General features: G+C 32.2%; 19 protein-coding genes. 4 read left to right on the plus strand and 15 right to left on the minus strand.

Features of this window, described 5'->3' with window-relative positions; all coding sequences use genetic code 11:
* Positions 1-17 precede the first annotated feature (17 nt).
* Positions 18-926 (minus strand): helix-turn-helix domain-containing protein, encoded by a 909-nt coding sequence (locus G0Q09_RS03205; RefSeq protein ID WP_219033945.1) that lies wholly within the window; start codon positions 924-926, stop codon positions 18-20.
* 118 nt (positions 927-1044) lie between these two features.
* Between G0Q09_RS03205 and G0Q09_RS03210 the strand changes: the two genes are divergently transcribed.
* Entirely contained in the window at positions 1045-1812 is a 768-nt protein-coding gene (locus G0Q09_RS03210) for a methyltransferase domain-containing protein (RefSeq protein WP_219033946.1), read from the plus strand.
* 46 nt (positions 1813-1858) lie between these two features.
* On the opposite strand, the gene G0Q09_RS03215 is transcribed toward G0Q09_RS03210, so the two are convergent.
* The 3 genes from G0Q09_RS03215 to G0Q09_RS03225 are packed head-to-tail and all read right to left on the minus strand — an operon-like array spanning position 1859 to position 5318.
* Entirely contained in the window at positions 1859-3046 is a 1188-nt protein-coding gene (locus tag G0Q09_RS03215; protein ID WP_219033947.1) for an aspartate aminotransferase family protein, read from the minus strand.
* A gap of 1 nt (position 3047) precedes the next feature.
* Entirely contained in the window at positions 3048-3605 is a 558-nt protein-coding gene (locus tag G0Q09_RS03220; RefSeq protein WP_219033948.1) for a hypothetical protein, read from the minus strand.
* A 39-nt stretch (positions 3606-3644) separates the two neighbouring features.
* A complete protein-coding gene (locus G0Q09_RS03225; RefSeq protein ID WP_257468044.1) occupies positions 3645-5318 on the minus strand; it encodes an OstA-like protein in 1674 nt (557 codons plus the stop codon).
* A 246-nt stretch (positions 5319-5564) separates the two neighbouring features.
* On the opposite strand from G0Q09_RS03225, the gene G0Q09_RS03230 reads away from it, so the two are divergent.
* Positions 5565-6485 (plus strand): Dyp-type peroxidase, encoded by a 921-nt coding sequence (locus G0Q09_RS03230; RefSeq protein ID WP_219033949.1) that lies wholly within the window; start codon positions 5565-5567, stop codon positions 6483-6485.
* A 60-nt stretch (positions 6486-6545) separates the two neighbouring features.
* Here the strand turns inward: G0Q09_RS03230 and G0Q09_RS03235 are convergent, their stop codons facing one another.
* The gene (locus tag G0Q09_RS03235; RefSeq protein ID WP_038331681.1) at positions 6546-6998 is read right to left on the minus strand and encodes a Fur family transcriptional regulator; all 453 of its coding nucleotides are present in this window, start codon (positions 6996-6998) and stop codon (positions 6546-6548) included.
* Positions 6999-7194: 196 nt separating this feature from the next.
* On the opposite strand from G0Q09_RS03235, the gene G0Q09_RS03240 reads away from it, so the two are divergent.
* The gene (locus G0Q09_RS03240; RefSeq protein WP_219033950.1) at positions 7195-9537 is read left to right on the plus strand and encodes an ATP-dependent helicase; all 2343 of its coding nucleotides are present in this window, start codon (positions 7195-7197) and stop codon (positions 9535-9537) included.
* Positions 9538-9767: 230 nt separating this feature from the next.
* Complete coding sequence (locus tag G0Q09_RS03245; protein ID WP_219033951.1) at positions 9768-11231, plus strand: alanine/glycine:cation symporter family protein; 1464 nt, start codon at positions 9768-9770, stop codon at positions 11229-11231.
* 53 nt (positions 11232-11284) lie between these two features.
* Here G0Q09_RS03245 and G0Q09_RS03250 read toward each other — a convergent pair whose 3' ends face one another.
* The 10 genes from G0Q09_RS03250 to G0Q09_RS03295 form a co-directional block, all read right to left on the minus strand.
* Positions 11285-11803 (minus strand): YceI family protein, encoded by a 519-nt coding sequence (locus tag G0Q09_RS03250; RefSeq protein WP_125350085.1) that lies wholly within the window; start codon positions 11801-11803, stop codon positions 11285-11287.
* A 37-nt stretch (positions 11804-11840) separates the two neighbouring features.
* Entirely contained in the window at positions 11841-12659 is an 819-nt protein-coding gene (gene ygiD / locus G0Q09_RS03255) for a 4,5-DOPA-extradiol-dioxygenase (protein WP_219033952.1), read from the minus strand.
* A 27-nt stretch (positions 12660-12686) separates the two neighbouring features.
* Entirely contained in the window at positions 12687-13259 is a 573-nt protein-coding gene (locus tag G0Q09_RS03260) for a YceI family protein (protein WP_180906725.1), read from the minus strand.
* Positions 13260-13475: 216 nt separating this feature from the next.
* On the minus strand, positions 13476-13775 hold the full coding sequence (locus G0Q09_RS03265) for a hypothetical protein (protein ID WP_038331664.1): 300 nt from the start codon (positions 13773-13775) through the stop codon (positions 13476-13478).
* A gap of 6 nt (positions 13776-13781) precedes the next feature.
* A complete protein-coding gene (map, locus tag G0Q09_RS03270) occupies positions 13782-14543 on the minus strand; it encodes a type I methionyl aminopeptidase (RefSeq protein ID WP_219033953.1) in 762 nt (253 codons plus the stop codon).
* A 214-nt stretch (positions 14544-14757) separates the two neighbouring features.
* Positions 14758-16083, minus strand: a complete 1326-nt coding sequence (locus G0Q09_RS03275) for a phage tail-like protein (RefSeq protein ID WP_219033954.1) — start codon at positions 16081-16083, stop codon at positions 14758-14760.
* A 171-nt stretch (positions 16084-16254) separates the two neighbouring features.
* Complete coding sequence (locus G0Q09_RS03280; RefSeq protein WP_219033955.1) at positions 16255-16551, minus strand: Dabb family protein; 297 nt, start codon at positions 16549-16551, stop codon at positions 16255-16257.
* A 25-nt stretch (positions 16552-16576) separates the two neighbouring features.
* The gene (locus G0Q09_RS03285; protein WP_219033956.1) at positions 16577-17884 is read right to left on the minus strand and encodes a DEAD/DEAH box helicase; all 1308 of its coding nucleotides are present in this window, start codon (positions 17882-17884) and stop codon (positions 16577-16579) included.
* 27 nt (positions 17885-17911) lie between these two features.
* Complete coding sequence (locus G0Q09_RS03290) at positions 17912-18445, minus strand: STM3941 family protein (protein ID WP_180906720.1); 534 nt, start codon at positions 18443-18445, stop codon at positions 17912-17914.
* 85 nt (positions 18446-18530) lie between these two features.
* Entirely contained in the window at positions 18531-20294 is a 1764-nt protein-coding gene (locus G0Q09_RS03295) for an AMP-dependent synthetase/ligase (protein WP_219033957.1), read from the minus strand.
* Positions 20295-20549: the final 255 nt, after the last annotated feature.

Below are 20549 nucleotides of genomic sequence, written 5' to 3' on the forward strand. Positions count from 1 at the left end.
AATCAAATAAATTAATTTTATTGTTTAAATTTTAATGGAGAAGTTAAAGTATGTTTTTTAAAAAAATTATTAAAATGAGCAGGTTCCTCAAAACCTAATGTATAACCAACTTGCGCAATATCCCAATCAGTGTACAACAACAGGTTTTTAGCTTCTTCAACTATTTTCTGTTTAATAATTTGTGTCGTTGTTTGTTTTGTTACAGATTTCACAGATGAGTTGAGATGATTTACATGAATATTTAATTTCGTTGCAAAATCAGCTGGTGTTTTCAAAATAAGTGGATGAGCAGGTGAATCTAGTGGAAATTGTTTATTTAATAATTCATCAAACTTCTTATACAATCTCACATTTGATGGCAATTCAACCGCATGTATTTCATCAACTTTTTGTTCTAGAACATAATGAAAAATAGCAGATAAATGATTACGAATACTAAAATATCTCAATTGATAATTGGATTGATTAAGACGATACATTTCCTGAAAATAAGACAAAATCAAAGGCAATTGTTCATCCGAAATCTCAATAAAAGGAGAACTCCAATCTTTAAACAAAGATGTTTTTTTGAAGACGTCAAACTCTTTATTTTCAGAAAAAAATTGTTGATTGAATAAACAAAAATAACCTTCTTGCAAACTCGATTTACATTCCCAAGTATAAGAAATATGCGGAGATGGAAGAAATAAAACTGGTTTAGAAATATATCTTTCATTATTTCCATATTTAAAAATTCCTTCACCAATCAACAAACTGATTTTGTAATAATCTCGCCGACTATATGGACTTTTAAAACTACAATATTTGCGCAAAGAAATATTAAAATGCGCTTTATCGTGTTCAAAGTTAGCAGAATTCATCAATTCGGCTTGTTCTAAACTAATTTTATTATAATAATCTGCAATAGTTTCTAATTCTTGACTCATCTTTATTCTTACAAAATTCAAATAAACGACATTTTAGAATAATTATATGTTAAAATCTATATTAATCATAAATATTATAAAATTTCATTAACTTTAATCACATTCAAAACTTAATAAAATGCCTTGGAATCCCGAAATTTATAATCAATTCAAAAATATTCGTTATCAACCTTTTTATGATTTAGCGGATTTGATTTCTGCTGATAATTTGAAAAATTGCGGCGATGTTGGTTGTGGAACTGGTGAACAAACAGCTATTCTTGCCAATAAATTTGAATACGCTAATTTTTTAGGAATTGATTCTTCTAAAGAAATGCTCGAAAAGTCAAAAGAATTTGATTTAGCCAATCTTACATTTCAGCAAAAAACAATTGAAGAATTTGCAAATTCTAATACAAATTGGGATTTAATTTTTAGTAATGCAGCGTTACAATGGTCAGATAATCATGAAAAATTGTTTCCCACATTAATCTTAAAACTGAATGATAATGGACAATTTGCGGTGCAAATGCCTTGTCAAAAAGATAATGTATTGAATGTTATTTTGAGTGATTTAGCACGAGAAAAACCTTTTACAGATTTTCTGAATAATTTTCATCGAGATTCACCTATGTTAACGATAGATGATTATGCGAAAATCATGTTTGATAATGGATTGAAGGATTTGAACATTAACATGAAAGTTTATCCAATTTACGGAAATGACGAAACAGAATTTTATAATTTTATATCTGGTTCTGCCTTGATTCCTTATATAGAGCGCTTAACCACTGAACAGCAAGAATTATTTACTACAGAATTCAAAACGAGAATTAAGAAATATTACAAAACTTTTCCTGCAATTTATTCCTTTAAGAGAATATTGTTGTATGGGAGAAAGAGTTAAATAAAAAAGAGAATCATAATTGATTCTCTTTTTTATTTATTAAAATTTAATCTAAATCGTCTAATACAGATTTTAAGATATCACAACCTTTTATAATATCTTCATCCGAAATATTAATTGGCGGTGTAATTCGTAAATTCTCGATGCTATACATCAAAAAGAAAAGAATCAAACCTCTGTTCATACATTCTTGCTGAACGCGCAACGTATATTCTGGCGATGATAACTCAGGAGCTAACATCAAACCTTTACCATGAATTTTCTTAATTTTTGGATGCTGAAGATTTTCTCTGAATAATTGCTCTTTTCGATCAATATCATCCATTAATTTTTCATCATCTATAACATTTAGTAGTTCCAAAGCCGCTGCTGCAATCACAGGATTTCCTCCGAAAGTCGTGATATGTCCCAATTGAGGATTTTGTTTCAACGAACTCATAATTTTATCAGAAGTCATAAACGCACCAACAGGCAAACCGCTCGCCATGCCTTTTCCCATCGCTACAATATCTGGCACAACTCCAAAATGTTCGAAACCAAATAATTTCCCTGTACGTCCAAAACCTGGTTGAATTTCGTCCATAATCAATAATGCACCAACTTCTTCGCAACGTTTTTTCAGCTTGATAAAGAAATCATTTTCTGGCAACCTAAAACCAGAAGCACCACGAATACTTTCTACAATAACACCAGCTGTTTCTTTGGTAATTTTTTGTAAATCTTCTTCGTTATTAAACTCAATGAAATAAACTTCTGGTAACAATGGTCGGAAAGCAGCTTTCTTATGTTCATCCCCCGAAACACTTAACGAACCGTGTGTATTCCCATGATAGGCATTTCGGAAAGAAATTAATTGACGACGACCTGTAAAACGTTTCGCTAATTTAAGCGAAGCTTCAATCGCTTCTGTTCCAGAATTTACCAGATAGACTTGATCCAATCCTTCTGGTGTTAAATCAACCAGTCGCTTACATAATTCAACTGGTTTTTCTTGCGCATATTCACCATAAACAGCGACATGCATATATTTGTTTACCTGATCTATAATCGCTTGATTGATGCGCGGATGGCTATGTCCAAGTGTATTCACCGAAACGCCAGCCACAAAATCAAGATAAGCTCTTCCATCCTTTCCATAGATATAAGAGCCTTTTGCGTAATCAACTTCAAAACCAGATGCAAAATTTGTTGTTTGCGCCTGATATTTGAAAAATCCTTCCTTTAATTTTCCCATTTTATTTTAATAAAAAAAGTACAGCTGCACCGCTCATTGCATACGCTGCAACAGTAAGAGCATCTGATTTACCTTTCGAAAATTTTCTTATTTTGAACGATGAAATATCGTTTTTATGAAACTTCAATTCTTTTTCTGTTCCTTTTACAACAGCATATAAGGTATCAGCTTTCCATTGCTTTGCCTCTATTGTATATTCTTTTCCTTGCGCATCTACTTTATAAAATTGATCGGGTTTGATAACATCCGAAATTTTAATTGTAGAAGGATCTATCACTACTTTTTCTTCTTTATTCTCTTGTTTTTTAACCTTTATTGCAGCTAATTCTTCTTGACTTTCTGAAAGAGATGAACTAATTGCATTTTCATTCGGACTTTTTCGTTCTTTTCTCAATTCAGCAATATCAGCTCTAGAACGACTTCTTTCATTAGAGTTAGTCGTTTGATTTTGATTATTACCTTTAGACATTTCCAATGCATACTCCTCAGGATCAAAAGCTTTATATGTATAACAACTTGATAATAATAGAATAGATAATATGATAGATGTAGTTTTCATTTATAGTTTTAGAAATTAAACGATTAATTTATGAAAAGATTATTTCGATTCGATAAAAATATCTCGCCAAGTGTTTAATCGTTCAGAAATTCGCCATTTAAAATCGGGTAAATAACGCATTTCTTCAGGAAATTTAGACAATGGATACATTTTTCCGTCCGATTTTATGCGACATGCAACCAATTCAACATCTTTTCCTACAACATCAACTTCTATAATTCCGCAATAAGAAATATTAACTCCATAACGTTCTTTCACTTTCGTTTTTTGATCCGTATCATCCATGTACGTCAACGCGACAGCATTTTCTTCTACATTTATAAAATCAATTTTATCATCCTGAAAAAGAACAGTTAAATATTTTCCTTTGATTTGATGATATTCATTTTCCACAAGCGAATCCACTTTAGCAATCACAAAAGCATTATTAAACACTTTCATCGAGTCTAATTTTTCTGTTTTCGCATTTGTATACGCTTCGATATAATCTCCTGTAACTTGGTTATCACCAGAAAATAAAATTGGATCTTTGTAAAATTGCATCAATCCTTTAGTTTGATTGTACACCAAAGAATCTGCTTTTCCGTTCGCATTCGATTTGTAAAAACGCGCTTTATGAAAAGCTTTCACCAATGAAGTCGAATCAACATCGTGACGTTTTACCGCCAACAACGTATCAGCACTTATGTAAAGCGAATCTTTATCAAACGCTTTCACAGCATACGCGTTCTTCGTTACAAAAGCCGAATCTAAGTATTTAAAAGCTTCTCCGTAATCACCTTTCAAAAATCTTTTTTCTAATGGATCATCCAAAAAAACATCGCCTTCACCTTTACCAAAACCTGTTTTATCGTTGAAATAAAGTTTTTTAGCCGTCAACGTTTTGTTTTGATAATAAACTTTTGAATTTCCTCTTAACCAAGCTTCACCTGTTTTTTTATTAAAATCTCCATCCGAAGTAATGATATATTGTGATGGATCATTTCGACGTGTAATTTTAGAATAATCGCGGAAAGTTGTAATTCCCGTAATATCATTCGTCGTCATTTTTCTCGAATAAATCGTATAATCTTTATTCGTAATAAAAACTTCTGAACCAAAATTTGCCGATTTAGACTTTACATTATACACAACATTTCGTCCTTCGACTAAAGTTCCATCAGAACCAATTGTTTTGTAAGTATCATTTACAATAATATTTCCTGTCAATCGCTCGTAAATCATTTTCTCAGAACTGATTTGTTGCGTAGGTGTCTTCACTTCTACTTTCCCAATACCAGTCGCAATCTCGGTTGTACGATTATAATCCATATAATCTGCCGTAATACGAGAACTTGGATCAGTCAACACCACATCTTTGAAAGCTTTTGCAATTGTTGTGTTTCCGTCATACTCCATTTTATGCGCCGTAATTGTTTTGTCTTTGCTCACCAAACGAGCATTCGACCAAACAACAGCCAAGTTTTTATCACGATACAAAACCGCACTATCAGCTGTAATTACATCACCTTTATATTCGATTACAACATTACCTGATAAAAAATCATTTCCTTCAAAACGATCTGGATAACGCTCAACTAAATCAGCATTCTTCAACACAACTTTTTCTTTTTTAGGTTTCTGTTGCGCAAAAACACTTATCGTTATAAAACATGAAAGTAAAAAAGCAACTTTCAAACCTGTTTTATTTCTATCTATATAATTAATTAACAATTACTTATTATTTTTATTTAATCTCTATTTCACTTCAAAAAAGTGTTAGCCAAAATTAGTATTATTTTTTTAGTCCTAAAAATTAATTATTACGTTAAAACATGCTTGAATACTTAAAATTATCATAATGTTTTAATCAATATGATAGATTTTCAAGTCTTAATTTGATTAAAAAAAAATAACGATTATTCATCAAATTCAGTTTTAAAATTCTTAACTTCATATTCAATTTTATAAATCTATTAAATGCCTCAATATCAAAATGTATTAGACAGTCCAAACACCAATACTATTTTTATGGTTTGGAATTTTAAAGAAAATACTGCTTACAAAGATACTTTCAAAGAGCTTTGCGCTTTAATTATCAATCTCAATCATTCAGCCAATACACGTTTTCCGAAAACGCAATCGAGCGTTATTTTAGGAATTAGTTACGATGCTTGGATAAAATTAGATTTACCAAAACCTTTGCCGAAAGAATTAAAACCTTTTGTTGCCATTAAAGGAGAAAAGCATGAAGCCGTTTCTACAAAAGGCGATATTCATTTTCATATCCGCTCTACGCAACAAAGCTATTGCGTTGATATTGTTTCTAATTTGACTGATTTATTGAATGATGTTGCAACTTGCCAAGAAGAAATTCATGGTTTTAGATATTGGGATGGTCGTAGTATTTTAGGTTTTGTTGATGGAACTGAAAATCCACAAGGTAACGAAAGAATAAATTTTGGTTTGATTGGCAATGAAGATTCTGCTTATACAAATGGAAGTTACTTATTTGTGCAAAAATACATTCATGATATGCAAGCTTGGAAAAATTTACCAATCTCTGAACAAGAAAAAGTAATTGGACGATCTAAAGTTGATGATATCGAAATGAATGATGATGAAAAACCTTCGAATTCGCATTCTGCATTAGCAAATGTTGGAGATGACAAAAAAATTGTTCGTGATAATATGCCTTTTGGAAATATGTCGACAAATGAAATGGGAACCTATTTTATTGCTTATGCCAGAAAATTTAGCATTGTAGAAGAAATGTTAGAACGCATGTTTGTTGGTGAACCTGTCGGAAACTATGATCGAATATTAGATTTTAGTAAAGCCAAAACTGGAACTTTATTTTTTGTTCCTTCTTTTGATTTGTTAGACCAATTTTCTAATTAAAATAACAAAAAAGACCTTTTACGAAATTGTAAAAGGTCTTTTGGTTTTATAAAATCAAGGTTATTTATTCTTACGAGTTCCGTAAAAATACAATGAATGATTATCAATTTTGATATCAAAAATATCTTCTATCGTTTGTTTAATAGATTGAATTCTTGGATCACAAAACTCCAATACTTCTCCTGTATCAGACAAAATAATATGGTCATGATTTTTGTCGAAATATGATTTTTCGTAATGCGCTTGTTGATCTCCAAACTGATGTTTACGCACCAATTTAGCTTCCATCAAAAGCTCGATAGTATTGTATAAAGTAGCACGACTAACGCGGTATTTCTTATTTTTCATTTTGATATACAACATATCAATATCAAAATGATCATCTGTAAAATAAATTTCCTCTAAAATAGCATAACGTTCAGGTGTCTTACGATGTCCATTGTCTTCCAAGAAATTCGTAAACACTTGCTTTACTATTTCGTAATTACTTGATTTTACTGATTCGTCTGTCATATAAAAAATTTGTGTAAATATACAGAATATTTCCTTATCAATGTAACGAAACAGCTTTCAATTCGTACGTTTTTTTCTATCTCTTGATAATAAATCTTTATAGCAGCATATAATTAACAATACATCTATATAAGAAAATATATAATCTTTCAAAATTATTTTATCCTTTACACCACAAAGGTTAACTTTGCACACGATGGAAGAAAATTATTTAGAAAAACTGAACGAACCACAGCGTTTGGCTGTAGAAGCTACCGAAGGTCCAGTAATGGTGATTGCAGGTGCGGGTTCTGGAAAGACGAGAGTGTTAACTTATCGCATTGCTCATTTACTAAATAAAGGAGTTGATGCTTTCAATATATTGTCTTTAACATTTACCAATAAAGCTGCCCGAGAAATGAAAGAACGTATCGGACATGTAGTTGGTGAAGCGAATGCAAAAGCTCTTTGGATGGGTACCTTCCACTCTGTTTTTGCGCGCATTCTACGTGTTGAAGCTCCGCTTTTAGGTTATCCATCAGATTTTACAATTTACGATCAACAAGATGCAGTTTCGGTAATGACAAAGATTATTAACGAAATGCATTTGGATAAAGATATTTACAAAGCAAAACAAGTTTTGGGAAGAATTTCTCAATACAAAAATAACTTGATTACAGTTAGAGCTTATCATAACAATCAAGCTTTGATTGAAGCCGATAATGAAGCAATGCGACCTCGAATGGGCGATATTTACAGAGCTTATGTAGATCGTTGTTTCAAATCTGGCGCAATGGATTTTGATGATTTATTGTTACGTACCAATGAAATTTTGACGCGTTTTCCTGAGGTTTTAGCAAAATATCAAGAACGTTTCAAATACATTATGGTTGATGAGTACCAAGATACCAATCATTCGCAATATTTGATTGTAAAAGCATTGGCTTCTCGTTACGAAAACCTTTGTGTGGTTGGTGATGATGCGCAATCTATCTATGCTTTCCGTGGTGCAAATATTCGAAATATTTTATCATTCAAATCTGATTATCCTGATGCGAAATTATATCCATTAGAACAAAATTATCGTTCGACACAAATGATTGTGGAAGCTGCGAATCAGATTATCAAACAAAATCAAGATCAATTAGAAAAAAATGTTTGGACAGCAAATGAAACTGGTGAGAAAATAGCCGTTTATCGTGGACTTTCTGATGCTGATGAAGCACGTTATATTGCAACTCAGATTTGGGAAAGACAGATCAATAAACATCTTCAACCAAAAGATTTTGCTATTCTTTATCGTACCAATGCTCAATCTCGAGCATTAGAAGAAGCCTTGAGAAAAAGAGGAATTCAGTACCGTGTTTATGGCGGAACATCTTTCTATCAACGCAAAGAGATTAAGGATATGGTTGGTTATATGCGATTATTGATTAATCAAAATGATGAAGAAGCTTTATTGCGAACAATCAATTATCCGGCACGTGGAATTGGTCAAACGACTATTTCAAAACTTTTGGTTGCGGCAGATCAACATCAAATTAGTTTATTTTCTTTGATTGAAAATATTGCGATGTATGCTCCAACCATTGGAATAAATGCAGGAACATCAAACAAATTGAATGATTTTGTGTTGATGATTAAGCGTTTCCAAGTGATGCTAAAATCACATGATGTATATGAAGTAACAATGGAAATGGCTAAAACAACACAATTGTTGAATGCGTTGAAAGAAGATTCTACACCAGAAGGTGTTTCTCGCTTAGAGAACGTTCAAGAGTTGTTAAATTCGATCCAAGGTTATGTCGAAGAACAACAACAATTAGACGAAGGAGATGCTTCTTTAGGAGGTTTCTTAGAAAATATTGCTTTAGCAACTGATGCGGATAACGAAGAAGATGACGATAATAAGGTCAATTTGATGACTGTTCACTTAGCAAAAGGTTTAGAATTCCCTGTTGTATTTATTGCTGGTTTAGAAGAAAATCTTTTCCCTTCTATGATGAGCGTTAACACGCGCGCTGAGTTAGAAGAAGAGCGTCGTTTATTTTATGTTGCCTTGACACGTGCCGAGAAAGTGGCTTATATGACCTACTCTGTTTCACGTTTTCGTTGGGGAAAAATTATCGATTGCGAACCATCTCGTTTCTTAGAAGAAATTGATGATAGTTTCTTGGATTGGAAAAATCTTAATATTTCTGCAAGAGCTTCTAATAATAGTGGATTATCGGCTGATTTATTTGGAGATGAACCAACACCACAAAACTATCAACAACGAGAAAAATCAGTTGCAAGACCAAATCCAAGAGCTCGTGTAGAACCAGCTCAACCAAGGTCAAATTTCAAACCACTAAATCAAACAAAAAGTAACGCTTCATCAACAGCAAATGCACAAGGTTTGCAAGTTGGTCAAGTTGTTGTTCACGATCGTTTTGGACGAGGAATTGTGAAAGATTTGCAAGGAGAACCATCAGATATGAAAGCAATTATTCATTTTGATAATGCAGGAGAAAAAAAATTACTCTTAAATTTTGCAAAACTAAAAATCATTCGATCATAATAAAAAAACAGAAAAAGGTTACAGTAATTTGTAACCTTTTTTATTTATATTTAACTAATTACATACCTTTTATCAAACTAAAGGTTTAAATAAGATATCTTCAAAATTTAGAATAAAATTCTTGCTTGTATTTATTTTTTCGAATAAATAAACAGATTAAATCTTATAATTAAGATTTTTTTAGCATTTTAGCACCACAAATAAACACAAGAACAAAATTTTTTACTCAAATGGATGATATCATCAATCTAATAAGTAACTACGTCTGGTCATATGCCTTGATTGGACTTTGCGCTTTAACAGGAATTTACTTCTCTATTCGCACCGGATTTTTACAAATAGTCTACATAAAAGACATGGTTCGCTTGCTATTTAGTGGCGAAAAATCGGACAAAGGAATCACACCTTTCCAAGCTTTTTCTTTAGCAATTTCTGGTCGTGTCGGAACTGGAAACATTGTTGGTGTTGCAACTGCAATCGCAATGGGAGGCCCTGGAGCAATTTTTTGGATGTGGTTTATCGCATTTTTAGGAAGTGCATCTGCATTCATAGAATCTGCATTAGGACAGGTCTACAAGCAAGAAATCGATGGAGAATATCGTGGAGGTCCTTCATACTACATCGAAAAAGGTTTAGGAATCAAATGGTACGCGGTTTTGTTTGCAATCATTACAATTATGAGTTGTGGATTATTATTACCAGGCGTTCAGTCGAATAGTATTTCATCTGCTTTGAATAACGCGTTTGATATTCCTATTTATAATTTTGTAGGAATTCCAATCAACATTGTAGGATTCATCATTATTGGATTATTAGCCTTGATTATTTTTGGAGGTGTAAAACGTTTAGGACAAGCTTCTGAATTTATCGTTCCATTTATGGCAGGCGCTTATATCTTAATGGCAATGATTATTATCGGAATGAATATTCATCAAGTTCCATCAGTTTTAAGATTAATTTTCTCATCAGCTTTCAATCAAGAATCGCTTTATAGTGGAGTTTTTGGATCTGCAATTGCTTGGGGAATAAAACGTGGAATTTATTCTAACGAAGCTGGTCAAGGAACTGCTCCTCACGCGGCAGCGGCAGCGGAAGTTAATCACCCAGCTCAACAAGGTTTGGTACAAGCTTTCTCTGTTTACATCGATACATTATTTGTGTGTACAGCAACTGCTTTTATGATTTTATTTACAGGAAAATACAATGTGAATCACCCAGAAAAAGCGGGAAGTTTCATTACTCAAAATCTTCCTGGTGTGGATTATACAGGTTTTACGCAAGCTGCTGTTTCTAGTCATTTCCCTTCATTCGGAAATAGTTTTGTTGCAATTGCTTTGTTTTTCTTTGCTTTTACAACGATTATGGCTTATTACTATTATGCTGAAACGAATATTACATACATTTTCAAGAAAGGAAATAGAAAAGTATATGTATGGATTTTACGTATTTGTTTTTTAGGTGCTACGTATTACGGAACAATCAAAACTGCTGAAACTGCTTGGGCAATTGGAGATATTGGTGTTGGTTTAATGGCTTGGGTAAATGTTATTGCTATTTTATTATTAAGCGGAGTTGGGCTTAAAGTCTGGAAAGATTATAAAGACAAACGTAAAAAAGGAATTAAAAATCCTGATTTTAATCCTACAGAAATCGGAATTAAAAATGCTACTTTTTGGGAGAACAAAAATAAATAACACAAAAAAAACCACTTCGTTTGAAGTGGTTTTTTTGCTATTAAAAATTATGATTATTGGGCTTGAGTAAACTCTAAATTCACCAATAATTTTACTTTATCAGAAACCACTAATCCTCCAGCTTCTGTTACTTGGCTCCATCCTAATCCGTAATCTTTACGGTTGATTTCTCCTGAAAATTCGAATCCAGCTCTTTGTAATCCCCATGGATCAGTGATAACTCCACCAAAATCTGCATTTAATGTAATTGGCTGTTTTTCACCACGAATTTCTAAAGTTCCATTAATTTTTCCGTTTTGAATACCTGAAGTACTTTCAAATTTCATTTCTGGAAATTGCTCAGCAGCAAAGAAATCAGCTGATTTTAAATGTCCATCACGATCTGCATTTTTTGTATTGATTGAATCTACTTTTGCATCAAATTCAAATTTTGCATCAGAAAAATCATCTGAATTAGCTTCTACATCAGCATTGAAATGATCAAAATTTCCTGTTACTGTAGAGATTACCATGTGTTTAACTTTAAATTGAACTTCTGAGTGAGAAGGGTCTAAATTCCATTTTGTTGCCATAATGTTTTGTTTTTATTTGTTATTTAAATTGATTTATTTATCCTATTTTGAATGATAACATTCCTAATGATCCATAAATTAGTTTATCATTAAAAAGTGTTACTTCCTCTTCTTTTCCTTGTAATGCTAATGCGTAAATAGCTGGCAAATAATGTTCCATAGATGGGACAGCAAGATTAAATGCGCTACCTTTTTGTACAAAATTGAACAATTCGTCGTGATTACCTGTTTGAACAATATTCTTGAATGTATCATTCACTTCATATGCCCAATCGTAACCAGCATTTGGCTCATTCCAATTTAACGCTCTCAAATTGTGCACAACATTCCCACTTCCTACTATTAATACACCTTTACTACGCAAAGCGTCTAATTCCTTCGCTAATTCGTAATGCTCTTTTGGCGTTTTATAAACATCCAAACTCAGTTCTATCATCGGAACATCTGCTTCTGGATACAAAAATTTAATCACACTCCAAGAACCGTGGTCAAATCCCCACATTTTGTCTAAATCGATTTCTGTTGTTTTAATTAAATTTTTGATCTCTGTAGCCAATTCAGGACTTCCTGGTGCTGGATATTCAACATCGAATAAAGCTTGTGGAAAACCATAAAAATCGTGAATCGTTTTGGGTTGTTCTAAAGCCGTAACTTTAGTTCCTTTCGTTTCCCAGTGTGCCGAAATACAAATAATTGCATTTGGTTTTGGGATTGTTTTTCCAATATTCTTCCAACCTTCTACAAAAATATTTTCTTCGATTGCATTCATCGGAGAGCCATGTCCTAAAAATAAAACTGGCATCTTATCAGTTATAGAAAAACTTGAAGTTATAGATTTTAACGTATTGAAATCCACGATTTTTATAGTATATTTTATTTATTATTATTTAGCTTTTGGAGCTGCAAATTCTAAGTTAGATGTTAAGGTAACAACATCACCTACAACAGCTTCTGGGAAATTACCACCGATATTAAAATCACTTCTTTTTACATTTCCTTTTACTGTAAATCCGTACGTTTTAACTCCGTTATTGTTGATACTTCCGTTGTAAACTAATTTTAATGCTACTGGTTTAGTTACTCCGTTTAATGTTAAATCACCAACCATTTTAAATTGATTTCCTTTAACACGTGTAATTCCTTTTGAAGAGAATTCTAGTTTTGAATTTTTTGCTGCATTGAAAAAATCTGCTGATTTTAAATGATTATCACGTGCCTCTATTCCTGTATTGATTGAATTGATATCTGCAACTACATGAAATTTTGCATCGCTTAAATCTTCTTTTGTAAAGTTTAAATGAACATCAAAATTTTGGAATTGTCCTTCAACATCAGAAATTGTCATGTGAGAAACAGAAAAGCCTAATTTTGAGTGCGCTTTATCATTTGTATAATTTTGAGCAAATGCAGACATTGAAGCTGCTGATAACATTAACGTGAATAATAATTTTTTCATAACGAATGATTATTTGATTGTTTTTAATTAATTATTTATTTTGATAGGACAAATTTAGCTCAGTCATCAGCGAGATTTCATTGACATAAGATAAGAAATTAAAAAGCTTGATTTTTCATCTAATAAACGATCAAATTGTATCAATTAATATTCCAAAAAGTAAAGATTTTGAATTTGTTAGCAATAAAAAAAACACTTCAATAGAAGTGTTTAATATTATTTTACTGGACTAAAATACCAGTAGGTAGATGTTTTTTTATTCTCGACTTCCAAATATTCTGGAAATGCTTGTGGTAATAAATGTAATTCTTCCGATTTTTTCAAATCAGTTAGAATCTGACGTAAAGGATATCCTTTTTTACGATCGTGAGGAAAATATCCTTTTTCTATTAAGAAAGGCATCATGTCCTTCGTTTTTACACGTTCCAACTTATTTTCTGTTAAATAAGCCTGAATATCTTCGCTCATTTTTTTGACCACTTCGCGGTCTACTTTAATATATTCGTTTCTCTTCATATAATTTTACCAATTACCATTCATGTGCGTCAAAATCATAGGACCTTCAGAAGTTACCAAAACAGTATGTTCGTGTTGCGCAAAAACGCCAGGAGCATTTCCTATCATCGTCCAACCATCCGCTTGTTCAATTGCTTCGTAAGAATTTTCAGAAATAAAGGTTTCTAAAGCAATAACCGAATTTTTTCGAAAACGACGTTTATCATCTGGATCTCTGAAATTCATCAAATCTAACGGTTCTTCGTGCAACGAACGCCCTACTCCATGACCAGTTAAATTCTCAATCACATGATAATGATGTTTTTTTGCTTCTTTCTCAATAATTCCACCAATATCAGCGATTTTAACGCCAGATTTTACAGCCGCAATTGCTTTTTGAAGTGCAGAAATCGATGCATCAACAATTTTTTGATAACCATTTACATCTTCTCCAACAACAATAGAACCTCCATTATCAGCCCAAAAACCACCTAATTCTCCAGAAACATCAATATTAATAACATCTCCATCTTTCAAAATTTTATCAGCTCTTGGAATTCCGTGACAAATTTCTTCATTGACACTTAAGCAAGTATATCCCGGAAATTGATACGATTCATAGGGTGCAGATTTACATCCAAATTTCTTCATGATTCCTGCTCCAAAATCATCCAATTCTTTGGTTGACATTCCTGGTTTCACATAATCTTTCATCTCTTTCAGAGTTACCGCTACAGCTTCGCTGACTTTTTTCATTCCGATTAACTCTTCTTCTGTCTCTATAATCATTGCTTATATTCTATTGATCTCAAAACTCTGAAATCGTATGCAAAAGTACAATTTCTTTGAATAGATTTTAAAGAGTTCGGATTGAATTTTAAGAGGATGTTAAAAACATAACTAAACGAATAATTTTTCATCTAACGAAAGCGTTTAAATCAATTGAAAAATTACTATTAAATCTGAGATTATTTAAAAAAGTAATATTTTTTGTTCTACTCTCTTATTTATTTTCAAAAAATTCAAGTATAAGGTAATATTTTCCTTTCGGAAGAGTTTCTCCTTCCATAATCACCTCGCGTGCATTCATATTATAACTTAAAACATTGTTTGCTATGCGTGTACTTTCTTGGTGAATTAATCGGACATTAATTATTTTTGTAACAGGTGATAGCTCAAGCTCTTTTGGAAGAACAATACTATTCTTAGAATTATCTAATATAATTTCAGTTGTTAGTTCTTGAATAGATGCCCCATTCATCCATTTTTTTCCAGTCTCTTGAATTTGATTCGAATAGTTTATTTTATTGTGGCTGTCACTTTTTAAATCCGCGATATTTTTCCATTCTAACTGGGTGTAAGAAGCTCCTGATGGGATATCACCCACAACAAGTACTTGACCTTTTGTTCCAATTGTACGAGGAAACATATAACTGTCTGTATTCACTTCATTACCAGTTGCTCCATTTGTATTAAAATTAAATTTGATGCCTCTTGCCCCATCCAAAATAATCTCTGATTTAAAATGATTTCCGGTCAGGATTGGAGAACTTGAAGCAATCGAATATAATGTCATTTCCTTACTCGATGGATTAAAATCAATATTCAGAAGTGATCTAGATGGACTTGCTACATCATTATGAGCTCCTATATTCAGACGATTATCCAAAATACCTACAGAAGACCACAAAACAGAACTTCTTCCACTTCTCAGTGTAATATTACTTGTCGTCATGTCAATAGTTGTTCCACGACCCGATATCTGAGTATTTCTATTATACAAATTTAAAGATTGAGTACCTGATACTGCACCAGATGTTTCGATTCCTACAGATTGCCCAACTCTTTCATAAGCTGTCTTAAAATCACCTTTTATCTCCATTTGTTTACCAGATACAGCATCCGTATCTGTAAAACCCACTGCTACCTTACCTTGTTGGTAGATATTTTGGTCGTTGGCAGTCGCAACATTGGTGGTATTTTGTATACGCCAAGGCTCTTCTTGACTTAGACTTAATCTAATCCATTCTCCCGTTTGTTCATCTTTTTTAGACCAATAATAATATCCAGGGAATACAGCATTTTTTCCAGAACCATTTTGAGCTGTATTGAAAATTAACAAAGAATTTTCCGGATTATTTATAGGACTCGATAAATCGGTGGTAGTCAAACTAATTCTAGGAATTAAAACACCTGTATTTTGACTCGAAATATCTAAAGATGAAGAAGAACTGGGGTTATCCGTTCCTATTCCGACTTGAGCATTAACATATTTGAACGATGCAATTACAGACAAAATAATGGCATACTTAAAAGACAGGTTTTTCATAATAAAGAATTTAGGTCATTAACAAAATAAATCGACGTATAAAGCGTCGATTTTGATTTGCAAATTACAAAAAAAGAATGAAAAATTTAGTTTTTTTCATCTTTACAAATCTCTTTCGAAAAAAACTCCTAAACAATAAAAGTTAAGAGAAAATCATTTCAAAAAGAGCTTTTAATCTGCATCATAGATTAATACTCGTTTTGCTAGTTTATTTGGACCATTCAAAAATTCGAGATGTTGCGGATGTTTTTGATAAGCTTCAAATTGCTCCATTGTTTCAAAAGCTAAGAACAACGAGAATGAATAAGAAGCATCTATCACATCTCTTTCAATATTTGCAGGTGTTCCTACATGAAAAAAAGTTGAATCAGCAATTGGTTTCAAATCTTTCAAAGCTTGGTGAAATGTATTCATTTCTTCTTTTGTTGCATCATCTTTCAACCAAAAAAAAACATGGTGAACTAGCATAAAATTATATTTTATAAGTTATTAATTAATAAGCAATTTGCATTTTTATTTTCTTATTTTTCACTTTCTGTCCGTTTAGTTTCTTTAATAAATCAGGAACTTTTTTTCGGTTAATTGCAACATAAGAAGTCGTATCTTTTACTTCGATAATTCCGACATCATTTTTTTCTAGGTTTCCTTTTTTAAATAAAAATCCCACGATATCAACCTTGTTTACTTTATCTTTTTTTCCTGCAGAAATATAAATCGTTTGGTAAGGAGTACGTTCTGGAATTTTATAAGTTCCTCCTACATTTTCGACAGGTAAATTTTCTTTAACAAAAGGAAAATGCTCTTCATTACTGATAATTAAATACACAAAACCTTTCGCATTCATACGCGCTGTACGCCCATTACGGTGAATAAAAGCAGCTTCTTTTGCAGGTAATTGATAATGAATAATCGAATCTACTTCTGGAATATCCAAACCACGCGCAGCCAAATCTGTTGTAATTAAAACTCGAACCGAATCATTTCTGAATTTCAGTAACGCACGTTCGCGTTCGTCTTGTTCCATTCCACCATGAAAACTTTCACGCGCAATTCCTTTTTCATGCAACAAATTACTAATACGGTCGACAGCATCACGGTGATTACAGAAAATCAACATGCGTTTGCTTCCAATTTTGCAAATCAAATTAAATAAAGTATCCAATTTTTCTTCTGAAATGGTGTTAACCACTTTCATATGTAAATCAGGCTTTACCTCGATTTGTTTTAGATAGCTCACAATTTTTTCGTCATTCAATCCGACAAATTCTGGAATGCTTTCCATTTCTGTTGCAGAAGTCAAAATACGTTGTTTCAAGCCAGAAAGTTGCTCAACAATAAAGCTCATATCTTCTTGAAAACCTAATTCTAACGCTTTATCAAACTCGTCTAAAATTAAAGTCTGAACAGTTGAAGGATCAAAATTTTCGTTACGCAAATGATACGCAATACGTCCTGGAGTCCCTATTAATACAGCCGGAGCTTCTAACAAAGTATTTTGCTCAACTTTTGTATTGTGTCCACCATAACAACACGTTACTTTATAATCAGATTTCATCGATTTGAAAACTGTTTCGATTTGTAAAGCTAATTCACGAGCAGGAACTAAAATTAAGGTTTGAACACCTTTTATATCTGGATTTAAATCTCTTAAAGTCGGAAATAAAAACGCCAATGTTTTACCAGAACCTGTTGGTGATAATAGAATTAAATCTCGTTGATTTTCGGACATTTTGAATGCTGAACGTTGCATTGCATTCATATCTTTGATGCCCAAATTTTTATAAAGTAAATCGATTTGCATACTGCAAAAATAGTCTATTCTTTCGAATTAATCATTTTTTGACGCTGTAGAAATCTTATAATCTTCCATAAATTCGTCAAAAAGATTCATGATTTCGAAGTGATTTTTATCTAATGTATTTGCGTCAAACGAAACAACAGCACCATATATTTTATTCCAAAATCTCATGCGCGCTTGTAGGAATTTTTGAGATTCATTATTGATAAACTTATCAGCATCAACAACTTTTACATTGATGACACGTTGACGAGGTAATTTCAGTTCTTCAATTTCCAAGATTTTTCCCCATTCAATATAATTCAAATGATCCGTAGGTTTGTAAACAATTCCTTTTTTATCAATCAATAAAATCAATTGTTTTTTCATCAATTTTTTGATTGAAACGATGATGAATAGTAAACTTGGAACAAATAAAACTCCGCTTAAAATTTTTGCAGTTTGCGGAGAATTAACTTGATTGGCGTTTAGAAATAAATAAATTGAACAAGCAAAAAATAAAAGACTACCGAATAATAATCCCCAATTGCTTGTTTGTTTTGCGTAAACTTTAACTGAATTCAATTGATTTTGTTTTTACAAAAATATAGATTTTAATCTTAATTAAAGGTTATAAAAAAGAGTCTCAAAAAACTGAGACTCTTATTAATTATCCAAAAATTTCTTGGTATTGTTTCTTGTATTTTTCTAAAATAATTTTACGTTTAAATTTTAACGTTGGCGTTAATTCTCCACCTTCTACGGTCATTTCATTTGGAATAATTGCAATCTTTTTGATTTGTTCCCAATGTCCAAAATGATTATTCAGTTGATTGATTTCATCTTCTAATTTCTTTTTGACAACATCACTTTTCTGAAATTCATCATGAGGAAGATTTACAATTTCAGAAGCATTTGACTGCGCCCATTTTTTGAGATTTGTATAACTCGGAACCACAAAAGCTCCAGGAAACTTCTCGCCTTCTCCAACAACCATCAATTGCTCGATGAATGGCGATTCTACCATTTTCATTTCGATTTGTTGTGGAACAATATATTTTCCTCCCGAAGTTTTGTACATTTCTTTTTTACGGTCAACAATTTTCAAGAATTTATTGTCAACCCATTCGCCAATATCCCCCGTATATAACCAACCATCTTTGATTTCTTCGGCAGTTTTTTCTGGTAAATTATGATAACCCATCATCACAATATCACCTTTTACTAAAATTTCGCCATCATCAGCCAATTTTACTTCAACACCTTTCAACGGAGGTCCAACAGTTCCTATCTTTTTACCTCGACGAAAACAATTCACCGCAATTACTGGCGAAGCTTCTGTCAATCCATAACCTTCATAAATTGGAATTTCGGCAGCTAAAAATACGCGAACAATTCGTTGTTGAATCGCTGCACTTCCCGTTACAATGGCTTTTAATTCGCCACCAAGTCCTTCGTACCATTTGTGTAAAACTAATTTTCGGGCAATTGCTAATTTCAAATTATAAATTGTAGAACGCTGATCATCTTCTAACACAAACTCATCGCCAACTTTTACAGCCCAATCAAAAATAGATTTCTTAAAACCTGATAATTGAGCTCCCGTTTGCATGATTTTTTCATAAACTTTTTCAATCACACGAGGAACAGCCGTAATCATATGCGGTTTAATTTCTTTTAAATTATCGCCAATCTTCTCCATCGATTCTGCAAAATATATCGAAATCCCCATGTACACATACAAATACTGAATTGTTCGCTCATACGCATGACAAGCAGGAAGAAAGGTCAAAGCACGATCATAAGGATCAAGTGGTGTTGAATATTCGCAAGCCATAACATCTGCAATAATATTTTTGTGCGACAACATCACACCTTTCGGATTTCCCGTTGTTCCTGATGTATAGATTAAAAAAGCTAAATCTTCGTGCTTTACATTTGCGGCACGTTTGTCTATTTCTTCTTGTTGAATTGTTTTTCCTTTTTCGATTAAAACATTCCAACTTTCTGTATTTTCAAATTCATCAATCGAGTACAGTTGCTCTAATGAAGGCAATTTTGTTTTGAGTTGATTGATTCGCGTATACAAATCGAGATTACTTGTAAAACACAATTTTATAGCCGAATCGCTAAAAATATATTCGTAATCGCTGTCAGAAATATTCGGATAAATCGCTACCACAACAGCTCCGATTTGTTGTATCGCATAATCTATCATATTCCATTCGACACGATTTTCTGAGATTAATCCCACTTTTTCACCTGGTTGAACTCCACAAGCGATTAATCCTTTTGAGATTGCATCAACATGTTCTAAAAAAGTTGTGGTTTTCATTGGTTTCCATTCTCCATTTTGTTTGGATACAAACATGGATAAATCAGGAAACTTTTCCAGCTGACGTTTTGGTAAATCAAAAATTCTGGTTGCTTCCATAGCGTACTTATAGTTTTGTAATTTTGAAAATAATTCGTCGAAAATAGCGTAAAATGATGAGTTTTTCAAAAATTTTATCTTCAACTTAAAAAGAATTATATTCGTCATAACTATTACAATTATGAAATATCTAATTTTATTTCTCTTATTATTTTACTCTTGCAGTTCTGATTTTAAAAAGTCTTATATAATTGGAGATATTAAATTATATGAATTACAATGTTCTGGACACTATTATTTAAGCACTGATAATTG

The sequence above is a fragment of the Empedobacter falsenii genome (assembly GCF_019308355.1).
Lineage (GTDB): Bacteria > Bacteroidota > Bacteroidia > Flavobacteriales > Weeksellaceae > Empedobacter > Empedobacter falsenii_B.

What these genes read in the sequence shown, in the direction of transcription:
- G0Q09_RS03275 (WP_219033954.1), bottom strand. Translation starts at nt 16,083, where the DNA reads ATGAAAAACCTGTCTTTTAAGTATGCCATTATTTTGTCTGTAATTGCA.
- G0Q09_RS03205 (WP_219033945.1), bottom strand. Translation starts at nt 926, where the DNA reads ATGAGTCAAGAATTAGAAACTATTGCAGATTATTATAATAAAATTAGT.
- map (WP_219033953.1), bottom strand. Translation starts at nt 14,543, where the DNA reads ATGATTATAGAGACAGAAGAAGAGTTAATCGGAATGAAAAAAGTCAGC.
- G0Q09_RS03245 (WP_219033951.1), top strand. Translation starts at nt 9,768, where the DNA reads ATGGATGATATCATCAATCTAATAAGTAACTACGTCTGGTCATATGCC.
- G0Q09_RS03230 (WP_219033949.1), top strand. Translation starts at nt 5,565, where the DNA reads ATGCCTCAATATCAAAATGTATTAGACAGTCCAAACACCAATACTATT.
- G0Q09_RS03235 (WP_038331681.1), bottom strand. Translation starts at nt 6,998, where the DNA reads ATGACAGACGAATCAGTAAAATCAAGTAATTACGAAATAGTAAAGCAA.
- G0Q09_RS03260 (WP_180906725.1), bottom strand. Translation starts at nt 13,259, where the DNA reads ATGAAAAAATTATTATTCACGTTAATGTTATCAGCAGCTTCAATGTCT.
- G0Q09_RS03280 (WP_219033955.1), bottom strand. Translation starts at nt 16,551, where the DNA reads ATGCTAGTTCACCATGTTTTTTTTTGGTTGAAAGATGATGCAACAAAA.
- G0Q09_RS03285 (WP_219033956.1), bottom strand. Translation starts at nt 17,884, where the DNA reads ATGCAAATCGATTTACTTTATAAAAATTTGGGCATCAAAGATATGAAT.
- G0Q09_RS03215 (WP_219033947.1), bottom strand. Translation starts at nt 3,046, where the DNA reads ATGGGAAAATTAAAGGAAGGATTTTTCAAATATCAGGCGCAAACAACA.
- G0Q09_RS03295 (WP_219033957.1), bottom strand. Translation starts at nt 20,294, where the DNA reads ATGGAAGCAACCAGAATTTTTGATTTACCAAAACGTCAGCTGGAAAAG.
- G0Q09_RS03250 (WP_125350085.1), bottom strand. Translation starts at nt 11,803, where the DNA reads ATGGCAACAAAATGGAATTTAGACCCTTCTCACTCAGAAGTTCAATTT.
- G0Q09_RS03240 (WP_219033950.1), top strand. Translation starts at nt 7,195, where the DNA reads ATGGAAGAAAATTATTTAGAAAAACTGAACGAACCACAGCGTTTGGCT.
- G0Q09_RS03210 (WP_219033946.1), top strand. Translation starts at nt 1,045, where the DNA reads ATGCCTTGGAATCCCGAAATTTATAATCAATTCAAAAATATTCGTTAT.
- G0Q09_RS03220 (WP_219033948.1), bottom strand. Translation starts at nt 3,605, where the DNA reads ATGAAAACTACATCTATCATATTATCTATTCTATTATTATCAAGTTGT.
- G0Q09_RS03265 (WP_038331664.1), bottom strand. Translation starts at nt 13,775, where the DNA reads ATGAAGAGAAACGAATATATTAAAGTAGACCGCGAAGTGGTCAAAAAA.